The sequence below is a fragment of the Brachybacterium rhamnosum genome (assembly GCF_039526185.1).
GTDB classification, from domain to species: domain Bacteria; phylum Actinomycetota; class Actinomycetes; order Actinomycetales; family Dermabacteraceae; genus Brachybacterium; species Brachybacterium rhamnosum.
Genome location: NZ_BAAAIS010000002.1, coordinates 625,442 through 637,612 on the forward strand (window position 1 = coordinate 625,442; position 12,171 = coordinate 637,612).

The window sequence follows — 12,171 nt, forward strand, 5'->3', positions numbered from 1 at the left end:
GCACCGGTGCTCCCGCCGTCGACCGCACCGCCTCCCCGCATCCCGATCATCACGGAGATCCCCATGACTGACACCACCGTCGACCCGACCCCGGGCGAGGACCGCACCGACGTCGAGAGCCCTGCCGTCGAGAGCGCCGCCGCCCCGACCCCCGCGGCCGCGACCCCCTCGGCTCTCTCGGCTGAGGGGGCCGAGGTCGAGCATCCCGAGTCCGCCGTCACCGAGGAGGAGCCGCGCGAGAGCGCGGAGGAGCGCATGCGCCGTCTCGAGGAGGAGGGCGACATCGCCGCCGACTACCTCGAGGAGCTGCTCGACATCGCGGACCTCGACGGCGACATCGACATCGACGTGGACGGCGACCGGGCCTCGGTCGAGATCGCCGGCGCCGAGCGCCTCGCGAAGCTCAACCGCCCGCGCGGCGAGCTCCTGGATGCGCTGCAGGAGCTGACCCGCCTCGCGGTGCAGACCCGCACCGGGAACCGCTCGCGCCTCATGCTCGACATCGGCGGCTTCCGCGCCGAGCACAAGGGCGACCTCGAGCAGCTCGCCGAGGACGCCGTGGAGCAGGCGCGCACGGGCGGGGAGCCGGTGCCGCTGCGCCCGATGAACCCCTTCGAGCGCAAGGTGGTCCATGACGTCGCGAAGGGCGCGGGGCTGCGCTCCGAGTCCGACGGTGACGGCAAGAACCGCCACGTCGTGATCTACCCGGCGTCCTGAGGCCCGTCGTGCTGGCGCTTCCCGAGCACCTGCGCGCCCCGGCCGAGCGCCTCTTCGGCGACCGTCTGGAGCTCGCGCAGCGCTACACCGACCTCCTCGCCGAGCAGGGCGTGGAGCGCGGCCTCATCGGCCCGCGCGAGGTGGAGCGGCTGTGGGAGCGCCACATCATCAACTGCGCCCTGCTGAGCGACGCGATCCCGGAGGACGCCGCCTCCCTCGCCGACGTCGGCTCCGGGTCGGGGCTGCCCGGCGTGGTCATCGCGATCGCCCGCCCCGACCTGCCCGTGACCCTCATCGAGACGATGCAGCGGCGCACGACGTGGCTCGAGGAGGTCGACGCCGAGCTGGACCTGAGCCTCGAGGTGGTCCGCGCCCGCGCGGAGGAGCTGCACGGGGACCGCGACTTCGCCGTCGTGACCGCCCGGGCGGTCGCGGCCCTCGACAAGCTCGCCAAGTGGACGATGCCGCTCGTGGCCGACGGCGGCTCGCTCATCGCCATGAAGGGCTCCTCCGCGCAGGACGAGCTCGACGCCGCGCAGAAGGTGCTGCGGCGTCTCGGCGGGGACGAGGGGACCGTGCTCCGCTGCGGGGAAGGGGAGGTCGACCTTCCCACTACAGTGGTCCACGTGCGCCGCCGCGCACGAGCAACCAGGAAGGGAGACCCCCGTGGCTGATCGGCCAGGCGACGCCTCCGCGACCGGGGGCGCCCTCGACGACACCCCGCTCATGCGGGAGCTGACGCGGGACCATGCCCGGCGCCGGGAGCTCGAGAAGGCGGCCTTCTCCGCTCCGGAGACGACCCGCATCATCACCGTCGCGAACCAGAAGGGCGGCGTGGGGAAGACCTCCACGACCGTGAACCTGGCGGCGGCGCTGGCGATGGGCGGCCTGCACGTGCTCGTGATCGACGCGGACCCGCAGGGCAACGCCTCGACCGCCCTCGGCATCGCGCACCACGCCGAGGTGCCGAGCATGTACGAGGTGCTCGTGGACTCCGCCCCGATCGCGGACGTCGTCCAGGACGTGCCGGACATGCCGCGCCTGCAGTGCGCCCCCGCGACGATCAACCTCTCCGGTGCGGAGATCGAGCTGGTCTCGCTCGTGGCCCGGGAGAACCGCCTGCGGAACGCCATCCGGGACTTCCTCGCGCACCGCGGGGAGGAGGGCCTGCCGCGGCTGGACTACGTGCTCGTGGACTGCCCGCCCTCGCTGGGCCTGCTGACGGTCAACGCGCTGGTCGCGGCCCGTGAGGTGCTCATCCCGATCCAGGCGGAGTACTACGCCCTCGAGGGGCTCACGCTGCTGCTGAACAACATCGATCTGATCCGGCAGCACCTGAACCCGGATCTGCAGGTCTCCTCGATCCTCATGACGATGTACGACGCCCGGACGCGGCTCGCCGCGCAGGTCGCCGCGGAGGTGCGGGAGCACTTCCCCGAGCAGACCCTCGTCACGACGATCCCGCGCTCGGTGCGGATCTCGGAGGCGCCGAGCTACGGGCAGACGGTCCTCACGTACGATCCCGGGTCGAGCGGGGCCCTGGCCTACCGGGCCGCGGCGCACGAGATCACCGTCCGTCCCGCCCCGTGACTCCCCTCTTCCCGTCCGCCGTTCGGCCGTCCCCTGCGGACCGGGATCGACTTCGGCCCATGCACGTTTGCTTCTCGGAAGGACCACGGAGATGACGCAGAAACGAGGACTCGGACGCGGACTCGGCGCCCTGATCCCCGGCGCGGGATCGGCACCGGCGGCCGCGCCGACCCCGGAGCTGCGCACCCGCACGCCCCGCACCGATTCCCCGAGTGAGCGCGTTGCGTCGGAGCGCCCCGTGGACATGTTCTTCAGCGGCGACCGCGTGGGCGAGGACGATGCCGCATCCCGTGGGCGCAGCAACCCCCGTGACCTCGCCGGCGACATGGCCAAGGCCGCCGCCGAGCGCCGCGGCCGGGGCACGCGCACCGCCTCCCGCGCCGCTGCGGAGGAGGAGAAGGCGCCGAGCACCCGCCGCCGCAGCTCCTCCACGAGCGCGCCGGCGAAGAGCTCCCCCGCGAAGAAGAGCACCCCGGCGAAGAAGAGCGCCGCCGCGTCCTCGGCATCGAAGTCCACCTCCTCGAAGGCGTCCTCGTCGACGACCACCAGCTCGAAGCCGGCTGCTGCGAAGAGCTCCTCCTCGAAGGCCGCGGCATCGACGTCGGCCACCTCGAAGCAGGCCACCTCGAAGGCGACGCCGTCGAAGGCCGCTGCCTCGACGAGCACGGCCTCGAAGGAGAACTCGGCGTCGACGGCCGCTCCCTCGACGGCCGCCGCCGAGAAGCCCTCGTCGTCCTCGAAGGCCGCCGGGTCCACGTCAGCCGATGAGTCCTCGACGCCCTCCGCGTCCACGACGGCTGCGGAGACCCCGGCGAGCACGGCCCTGGCGCCCGCCGCCGAGAGCGCCCCGTCGGCCCCGGTCGAGCCGACCACCCGGGTGACCGCTCCCCCGGAGGAGGAGACAGCTCCGGAGGTGTCGACGGCGGAGAGCACCGAGGCCCCGGCGGCGGAGGAGGCCCTCTCCTCGCCCGCCGAGTCGAGCCCCGTGGTCGACGTGCAGCCGGTCGAGTCGACGCCCGCCCAGGCCCGTGCCGCGGCGTCGGGGACCGAGGAGATCGAGGAGCCCGCCGCGTCGGAGGAGCCCTCCACGACCGAGGAGCCCGTCGCGTCCGCCTCGGACGACGCCAGCCTGCTCCCCGTCCCCGGTGCGGAGTTCGCCGAGATCCCGATCCACGAGATCCGGGAGAACCCGCGGAACCCCCGGACGCTCTTCGACGACGACGAGCTCGACGAGCTCGCCTTCTCCGTGCGCCACGTCGGCGTGCTGCAGCCCGTCGTCGTCCGCCCGATCCCGGTCAGCGAGGACGGCGAATCCTTCGAGCTCGTCATGGGCGAGCGCCGTTGGCGCGCCGCCCGCCGTGCCGGCCTCCCCTCGATCCCGGCGATCATCCGGGAGACGAGCGACGACGACCTCCTGCGGGACGCGCTGCTCGAGAACCTCCATCGGTCTCAGTTGAACCCGCTCGAGGAGGCCGCCGCCTACCAGCAGCTGCTCGACGACTTCGGCTGCACGCAGGACGAGCTCGGTGAGCGGATCGGTCGCTCGCGCCCCCAGATCACCAACACCCTGCGGCTCCTGCGCCTCCCCGCGCTGGTCCAGCGCCGGCTCGCGAGCGGCGCCCTGAGCGCCGGTCACGCCCGTGCCCTGCTCTCCCTGGACGATCCCTCGCTCATGGAGGAGCTCGCGCAGCGCATCGTCTCGGAGGGGCTCTCCGTGCGCGCCGTGGAGCGTCTGGTGGCCCGTGGTGGGCAGCAGGCCCCCGCACGCACCGTGCGCCGCTCCAGCTACGATCCGCACGTCGTGGACCTCACCAGCCGGCTCTCCAACCGCCTGGAGACCCAGGTGCGCATCGACGTGGGCAAGCGCAAGGGCAAGATCACCCTGGAGTTCACCAACCTCGAGGATCTCGAGCGCCTGGTGGAGACCATGGGGCTCGAGACCTCCGTGGAGGACTGACCCTCCCCGACTGCTCTGCACGTCTCGGAGAACCTGCAGCGACTCTTCGTGCCACGGGCCCGCACCCACAGGGGTGCGGGCCCGTCGCGCATCCCCGGGAGGGGAGAGGGGGACGACTGTGATGTACCGATACACCCTAGAAGTCCGATGTGTACGGTTCACCACCGAGGTAAGTGGTGGAGTCCCCGAGAGCGCCCGTGGGATGCATGCGGCGAGGGCCGGGGTCGGCGCGGGTGAGGTCACTCGCTCGACGTTGTCCACCGATGTGCACAACTCTGTGGATTCGGCCCCCGACCCCGCGATGAGCTCCCGTCGCCGACCGTGAGCTCGGTTCGCGTACCGCATGACTGCCAGTAGAGAGGAGCGGTGGTGCTCGCGAGTGAGCGACCTGAACGTCAGCCGCCGGGTGGGCGCTCCCGCCTGGCGTCACGTGGGGCCGGGGCACCCGGGGGTCGGCGGAGGTGTCGGCATGCCCTTCGGACACACGTGAAACCCGCTCCCCCGGAGAGAGGGACCGGCGACCGGAGGACGGTGGCCGGACAGCACACCACTCCTCCCGGATAGAGAGTTGTGCCCCAACATTCTTGCAGGTCACAGGTATGTTCCCCGTGAAACGTGAGCGGCTTGCTGCGTCGGCATGGGCCCCGCGCAGAGCTGGGAGCACACCCTCGCTCCCTTCGACGCCTCCCTCCTTGCCTCTGCGATCCCCGCACTTCCGACACAGCACACCATTGGCGGGACGAGTGCCGAGGGAATCGCGCTAGGGGCGGGTTTCCCGTGAAACTGAACAGCGTGCGGGAGTGTGACAGGAGGCGTGGAGTAATCAGGTGCCCGCTTCCTCAGGGCCGGTGACGATCCTGCAGCTCCCTCCGCTCGACGACGACTTGACGTCCTACGGACTCGAGCAACCATGACTACCGAGGAGAGGTCCGCGTGCCTCGTCGATTCACGTGAAACGGGTGCGGGAGATCCCACAGGTGGGCGGCAACGCAGCGCCGCCGACGTGTGGACGTACACGCTGCTCGGGTCCGTGCGGTCCCGCGTGATCGGGTGGCTCTGTGGGCGGAGTTCCGTTCATTCCCCTCCGAGGAGACTCTGCCGCGATGCGGCCTTTGGCAACGCACGACGTGACGATCCCGTGGCTCGGCGACGCCGTTTCCCGTGAAACTCAGCCGGCCCCCATATGCGGATCGGATGGTTTCCCGTGAAACACGCGGCGGCGAAGAGTGGCGATGTCTTGCTTCCCGTGGAACGTCGGCCTCTCCCTGTACGAAGCACCAGCCGTGGCTCGGGGAGGAGAGGCGTCATCCTCGGGTGAGCATCGGCTCGCCCTGATCAGACGGGTGGCACCGCGCGAGGCAGACCGTGAATGGGGGCCGAATCTCAGCGAGATGGCGCAGCGACGGTGCGCTCGGCGACGCCATCGGTGTTTCCCGTGAAACACGCCAGTCGATCTGTCACCTCAGGAGAGAGATGGCCATGCATGGCGACAAGAGGGACGAAGAGTTAGGTGCCTGCTGCCGCGGACTCAGTGATGGATGTGATGGCACTACGCATGGAGATCCTTGACGCGACCCCTCCTCTTCTGAGGGTGTGCACGAGGGTTGATGGGCGACTGACACCTGGCTTCACGGGAAACTCACCCTCCCAAGGTCCCACTCTTGCGGCGAGCCTCGAGTCCAGTCCGCGCAGAGCACACTCGTCCTCGATGAGTTTCACGCGAAACCTCCTGTCCATCCCGGAACCACATGAGATGGGCGTAGAGGGCTACGGTGCCCAAGGCTGTCGATGGAGACGAACCGGAACCACACGCCGATGAGCCAGCGTTTCACGGGAAACTCTCGATGCCGCTCCTCTGCACGTATGAGGTCCGGCGCCGGAGGCAGGCCAGCGGTGTTTCACGCGAAACCAACCTTGACGTAGGCGCGGACCGCGAAGGAGGCACTGCCGTCGTCGCTCAGGTCATCTCTGCGGGTGTGGGCGCGTACGCGCTTAGCGTGCCTGCGTCGTCAGTATGCGCGACGCGAAATGCAGATTGTCACTCGGGGTCGATGTTTCACGGGGAACGAACGTCGCCAGCCGTTCCTTCACCCGAGCAAGAGAGCAGGCGACGACCACCAGCGTCTCTCCCGCGTGCGCACTAAGTGCCCGAGACCGGCCCCCGAGGGTTTCACGGCGAACCATGAAGATATGGGACCACGTCAGGTGGGACAGAGACAACCCCGCTAGGACGCGCCAAGCCAAAGCGGAGGCACGGGTCCTGTTTCGCGTGAAACCCGAGAAGAACGACATGATGAGTTGTTGTCGTAGATGAGAGAAGTCCCGCCGTGGCGCAGATGACGACGTGGTGGACGGCAGCTGGACGGACGGCGCGCAGTGTGGAGTGCCGGGGCGGGAGCGGTCGCGGTCAGCAGATGTCGTGAGCGCGCGACAGCGCTCAGATGTTCGTCGTGGAACCACTCCCCGGCTGCTCCGGCGATGTCCATACTCCGTTGGGAGATCAGGTAGAGAGGTCGGGGCGGTCGTGAGAGCTCGACGCCGCGCACACACGACATGAGTCGTCGCGACGTCACGACGATGCGGGGAGAGTGCTCCGACGCCACTTTTGCACACTGTGGGAAACGGTGTGGACAGCGATGGACGCGGTCCCCAAGAGATCGAACCAGATCGGCAGACTATGACCTATACCACAGGACCCGTCGCTGGGCACCCCTTCCTGGAGATCAGTATCACCGCAGGTCACAGCATGATTAGCCCGACACTCGGGCGATCAGATTCTCGCTGCTCTCTCCACACACCAATGTGGATAACTCTGTGGACGGAGCCCGCGAAGACTGTGGACATCGGTGTGGACAACCATGTGGATGCGGGGATCGGTGCACGTCATCGCGGTGAGTCCGGGGCAACTTGACGCGCCCGTCGGCGGCACTTCGTGGACTCCTGTGCAGCAGTCTCTCAGCTCCGCAACGGGCCGAACTCCTCGTCGATGACGTGCTTCGGGAGAGCTCCCGTGCGTCGATGCAGCTCTGTCCAGGAGCCACGGAGCTCGATCCGCTCCCCTGTGGGGGTCGGGAGGAGCGTGGAGGTGCGGACGGTCCGGCGGACGGTGGAGCGCCCGGTCGTGGAACGCTCAGCGTCGGGAGCGTCGGGAGCGTCGGGAGCGTCGGGAGCGGCGGAAGGGCTGGGCGCGGCGGAGGTATCCGGGACGGCGGCGGGTTCGCCGGGCTCCTCGTGCTCGAGCAGCAGCCAGGTGGGCAGCACCTCGACCCCGAGGGCATCCAGGAGCGCCGGTTCGGGGTCCAGGAGGTGCACGGCGGTGCGATCGGGTCCCCAGCGGCGGGAGAGCTCCCTCAGGATCGTCACCGCAGGTCGCGCCGGAGCGCACCAGGAGGCCGTCACGAGGACGAGCAGATCAGAGCCCGCAGGGGCGGCTCCCTGCTCGGGAGCCGCCCCTGCGGCCGGATCGGTGCTCTTCATCGATCGTCGCTGCTCATCGTGCCTCGTGCGGTCGGTGCGCCTCAGGCGCGGGCGGCGGCCTCGGAGACGAAGGCGGCGGTGGCGTCGGTCGGCGCGTCGGCGACGTCGGCCGTCTCCTCCGCCTCCGCGTCGCGATCCGCGAGCCAGCGCTCGGCGTCCAGCGCTGCCTGGCAGCCGGAGCCCGCGGCGGTGATCGCCTGGCGGTACGTGTGGTCGACGACGTCGCCGGCCGCGAAGACGCCCTCCACGGAGGTGCGGGTGGTGCGGCCCTCGACGACGATGTAGCCCTGCTCGTCGAGCTCGAGCTTGTCCTGGAACAGCTCCGTGCGCGGGAGGTGACCGATCGCCTCGAAGACGGCGGAGGTCGCGATCTCGCGCTCCTCACCGGTCTGCGTGTCGCGCACGGTGATCGACTCGACCTTCTCACCGCCGTTGATCGAGACCAGCTCGCTGTTCCACGCGAAGGACAGCTTCGGGTCGCTCTCCGCGCGGCGGGCCATGATCTTCGAGGCGCGCAGCGCGTCACGACGGTGCACGAGGGTCACCGTGCGGCCGAAGCGCGTGAGGAAGGTGGCCTCCTCGACGGCGCTGTCTCCGCCGCCGACCACGACGATGTCCTGGTCCTTGAAGAAGAAGCCGTCGCACGTGGCGCACCAGCTGACGCCCTTGCCGGAGAGGCGGTCCTCGCCGTTCACGTCGAGACGGCGGTACGCGGAACCGGTCGCGATGATCACCGACTTCGCCCGGTACACGGTGCCGTCCTCGAGCGTGATCGTCTTGACGTCGCCCTCGAGCTGCACGTCGACGACGTCCTCGAACTCGATCTGCGCGCCGAAGCGCTCGGCCTGCTCCTGCATGGTCGTCATGAGCTCGGGGCCCTGGATCCCCTCGGCGAAGCCGGGGAAGTTCTCGACGTCCGTCGTGGTCATCAGCGCGCCGCCGGCGTCGAGCGCCCCCGCGAGGACGATCGGCTTCATCTCGGCGCGGGCCGTGTAGATCGCGGCCGTGTAGCCCGCGGGACCGGAGCCGACGATGACGACCTCGTGCACCGTGCTGTCCTGCGCCGCGCCGTCCTGCGCGGTCTCGGGGGCCTCGCAGCCCTCGGGCCCGCAGGCCTGCGCGGAGGTGGCGGAGGCGCCGAGGATGTTGAGAGCCTGGATCGGCTGGGTCATGGGAGGTCCTTCCGGAGGTGGAGGGGAACGGCGCGGCGACGCAGACGAGCGTACGGCGCGAAGGGGTCGGAGGGGGCGGGCGAGGGACGAGGCGGGACGGCGCTCACACGCCCTCGATGAGCACGGTGCCGCTCCAGAGGCCCACCTGGGACGGATCCGCCTGCGTCGAGGCGTCGCCGCAGGTGGGGCGCACCACGGTGACCGAGACCGTGCCGCCCGTAGCCTGGAGCGTGTCGCGGTCCACGGGACCGTGCACGAGCAGCCAGGCCGACGTCTGGTCGGTTCCCCACGCGACCTCCTCCATGATCAGCACCGCATCCACGCTCCCGAGGGCCTGCAGGCAGGTCGCGGCGTCGAAGCTCGTCATCGGCTGGATGGTGCCGGCGTCGACGAGCCTCTGGACCTCGGTGCCCAGGGAGCTCTCCGTGACAACGGGCAGACCCGCCGAATTCTTCCCGGCACCGTTCTCCGTGTCGACCGCGACACCTGCCCGCGGGTGTGTGGTGCTCGACTGCTCGAGCGCCGTGGACAGCTGCAGCCCGATCAGCGCGGCCACGACCAGCACCGCGAGGATCACCACGACCGGGATCCCGAGGAAGTTCGGGAGCCGGGAGGACAGCCCGTGCACCCGCCGGAGGGCCGGGCGCGGGCTCATTCGACGCGGACCTCGGCGATCCGGCCGCGGTAGCGATCGGTCTCGACGCTGTCCTGCGGGAGGTCGGGGATCCACAGCGCGGCGCCGTCGGCCTCGAGGGGCTCCTTCGGGGTGAGGACGGCCTCGCCGTCCCCGTTGAACTGGGCGGTCGCGGCGACGTCGCGGAGGCTGCCGTCGGCGTTCACCGCGTGCAGCTCGATCGTCCCGCCCGTGTTGCGGGCGGTCGTCACGGTGACCTTCGTGATCGTGGACTCCTCCGCGAAGGTCAGCTTGATGCCCGTGCCGTCCTTGAGCCCGCCGAAGTCGGAGCTCGTGTACAGCTTCGTGGACCAGAAGGTGCCGGTGTCGCCATCCGTGATGCGCGAGGCCTGCTCCGGATGGTCGAGGGTGCTCGAGTTGAACTCCTCGACCCCGGTCACCTCGGGCGCGGGCAGGGTCGCGGTGGGCGACGGGCTCTCCTCCTCGGCGGTAGGGCTCGCCTCCTCGCTCGGTGCGGCGGTGGTCGCGGTCGCGACCGGCTGCGTGTTCAGCGGGTTCTCGACCCGCTGGCGCAGCCCCGAGGTGATCGACGTGATCGCGAAGACCATCGCGATGATGACCAGCAGCACGGCGCCCAGCAGGATCCATTGGGCCTGGCGCGAGCGGGCGGCGGGCTGTGCGGGGCCGAGGCCCCAGGTCTGCGGGTCGTCCGCATCGACCGCGACGCCGACGACCTCGCGCAGCAGGGAGCTGCGGGAGGCGGGGACCGTGTCCTCAGGGATGTCCGACTCGAGGGCGGAGCGGTCGCGGCCGCGCACGACGATCGGACCGGAGTCGACCGGTGCGAGCGACTCGGTGCGCCCGGAGACGGCGAGCGGGCCGGTGCCCTCCGCCGCGGAGGACGCGGAGTCATGACGGTGATGCGTGGCGGGGGTGAGCGCGGTGCTCGCGGTGGTGCCGGCGGCCGCGGGGAGGGCGGCCGTGCCGGGCTCCGCCGCGGCGGGGGCCACCCCGGACTCGGCGGATTCCGGTGCGGAGGTGCCCGGCGCGTCGGCCGGGGTCGAGGGACTCACCGGGGTCGACGGACTCGTCGGGGCCGACGGGTCCGACGGGTCGGCCGGTGAGGACGGGCCGGAGGGTGCGGCTGCGGCGACGGCCGCCGCAGCGCCGACGGTCGCGGCACCGGCCGCACCCGCGCCGGCGGCCAGGGGCGCGGCGTCATGAGCTGTGGCCGCGTCGGTATGCGCGGCGGATCCCGTCGCTGCGGCGGCATCGGTCCCGGTGTCGGTCGCTGCGGGGCGAGGCGCGGGAGCGGCGACATCGAGATGGCCCGGGAAGGCGCTCGAGGAGCGGCGCTCATCGAGATGCAGCTCCTTCACCAGTGCCTTCGCCTCGCCCTCGGCCGCGGAGGAGGAAGGCGCAGCGGTCGTCTCCTGCTCCTCGGCGGGCACCGAGGACTCGGGGGCCTCGGGGTTCTCGGGATCGACGGCGGCCGATGCCGCGCCGGCGCCGACGACCCCGGCCGTCGCCGCGGCGGCCGCGCCGGATGCGGCCGCGCCGGGGGTGCGGGAGACGGTGTCCTCCTCCGGGAGGTCGCCGTCGGCGGGGAGCGGCTCGAACGACTCGGTGGCCGGAGCAGCGTCGGCCTGCCGCTGACGGGTCGGGTCCGACGTCGGCGCCTCCTCCCCGGAGGTCGGCGCCGCGGAGCCCGCGCTCACCGAGGTCTCCCGGCCGGGCACGACGACGGGCGCGGCCGGAGCGGCATCGCGGGCGGAGGCAGCCGGGGTCGCCCCGCGACCCGCATAGGCCTCGAGGGTCACCGGGATCGACTGCCACGGCTCGAGGGCCTCGATCAGGTCCCGAGTGGTCTCCGGGCCCTCCTCCGCGGCGCCGCCCAGCACGAGCTCGCACAGCAGGTCGAGGTCCTCGGGGATCGGCGGGGCGCCCTCTGCACGCAGCGCGGATGGCCGTGGGATCGTCCCGTCGGCCCCCGGTCGCGGGCTGCGGCCCGTGAGCGCCCGGAACAGCAGCGCGACGAGGGCTCGCGTGTCCTGGAAGGAGGCGATCTCCCGCGAGCGGTCCAGATCGGTGTGCGCGGCGGCCTCGACGCCCACACCGAGCACGGAGACCGCCCCGGAGGCCGTGTCGACGAAGACGCGGTTGGAGTCGAGCAGCTGATGGCGCAGGCCACGACGGCGCGCGACCTCGAGCCCGGTCGCGGCCTCGCCGATCACGGCGCGCGCGGTCTCGGGGTGCAGGGGGCCGTCGGCGAGCAGCGCCGCGAGCGGCGGGGACGTGGGCAGCGGGTACTCGACGACCGTCGTCGGCTCGCCCGCGGTCCCGTCCGTCGCGCTCTCCTCACGGGGATCCTCGAGCACGACGATCTCGCGGACCGGCACGAGGTGCGGGTCCTCCACCAGATACGCGCGGCGCACGGCATCGGCGGCCTCGAGCGCGGCCGGGCCGTGCACGACCAGCAGCGCCACGTCCTCCCCGCTCGCGACCGTGCGGGCCCGGTGCCACGAGGCGCCCTCGGCGACCCCGGACAGGGGGATCCGCCCCTCCAGGGTCCACCGGGAGCGCAGCGCGTCCAGATGAGAGTTCGTGTCCACGGACCGTCCTTG

General features: G+C 71.4%; 8 protein-coding genes. 4 read left to right on the plus strand and 4 right to left on the minus strand.

The features are described from left to right. Nucleotides 1-63: 63 nt before the first annotated feature. From ABD080_RS04725 to ABD080_RS04740, 4 genes are all read left to right on the plus strand, one after another. Nucleotides 64-717 carry a Jag family protein gene (locus ABD080_RS04725; RefSeq protein ID WP_343903814.1) on the plus strand — a complete coding sequence of 218 codons (654 nt, stop codon included), beginning with the start codon at nt 64-66 and terminating at the stop codon, nt 715-717. 8 nt (nt 718-725) lie between these two features. After that, on the plus strand, nt 726-1,391 hold the full coding sequence (rsmG, locus tag ABD080_RS04730; protein WP_343903815.1) for a 16S rRNA (guanine(527)-N(7))-methyltransferase RsmG: 666 nt from the start codon (nt 726-728) through the stop codon (nt 1,389-1,391). Nucleotides 1,392-1,443: 52 nt separating this feature from the next. After that, entirely contained in the window at nt 1,444-2,307 is an 864-nt protein-coding gene (locus tag ABD080_RS04735) for a ParA family protein (RefSeq protein WP_137771615.1), read from the plus strand. 91 nt (nt 2,308-2,398) lie between these two features. Beyond that, nucleotides 2,399-4,264 carry a ParB/RepB/Spo0J family partition protein gene (locus tag ABD080_RS04740; protein WP_343903816.1) on the plus strand — a complete coding sequence of 622 codons (1,866 nt, stop codon included), beginning with the start codon at nt 2,399-2,401 and terminating at the stop codon, nt 4,262-4,264. A 2,955-nt stretch (nt 4,265-7,219) separates the two neighbouring features. Here the strand turns inward: ABD080_RS04740 and ABD080_RS04745 are convergent. The 4 genes from ABD080_RS04745 to ABD080_RS04760 all read right to left on the minus strand — a co-directional run bounded on the left by ABD080_RS04745 (nt 7,220) and on the right by ABD080_RS04760 (nt 12,159). Continuing rightward, nucleotides 7,220-7,741: a YbbN family protein gene (locus tag ABD080_RS04745; RefSeq protein WP_343903817.1), complete on the minus strand. Its 522-nt coding sequence runs from the start codon at nt 7,739-7,741 to the stop codon at nt 7,220-7,222. A 41-nt stretch (nt 7,742-7,782) separates the two neighbouring features. Continuing rightward, nucleotides 7,783-8,913, minus strand: a complete 1,131-nt coding sequence (trxB, locus tag ABD080_RS04750; RefSeq protein WP_137769395.1) for a thioredoxin-disulfide reductase — start codon at nt 8,911-8,913, stop codon at nt 7,783-7,785. 103 nt (nt 8,914-9,016) lie between these two features. Further along, the gene (locus ABD080_RS04755) at nt 9,017-9,568 is read right to left on the minus strand and encodes a hypothetical protein (RefSeq protein WP_343903818.1); all 552 of its coding nucleotides are present in this window, start codon (nt 9,566-9,568) and stop codon (nt 9,017-9,019) included. Then, a complete protein-coding gene (locus tag ABD080_RS04760) occupies nt 9,565-12,159 on the minus strand; it encodes a hypothetical protein (RefSeq protein ID WP_343903819.1) in 2,595 nt (864 codons plus the stop codon). Before ABD080_RS04760 ends, ABD080_RS04755 begins: the two co-directional genes overlap by 4 nt. Nucleotides 12,160-12,171: the final 12 nt, after the last annotated feature.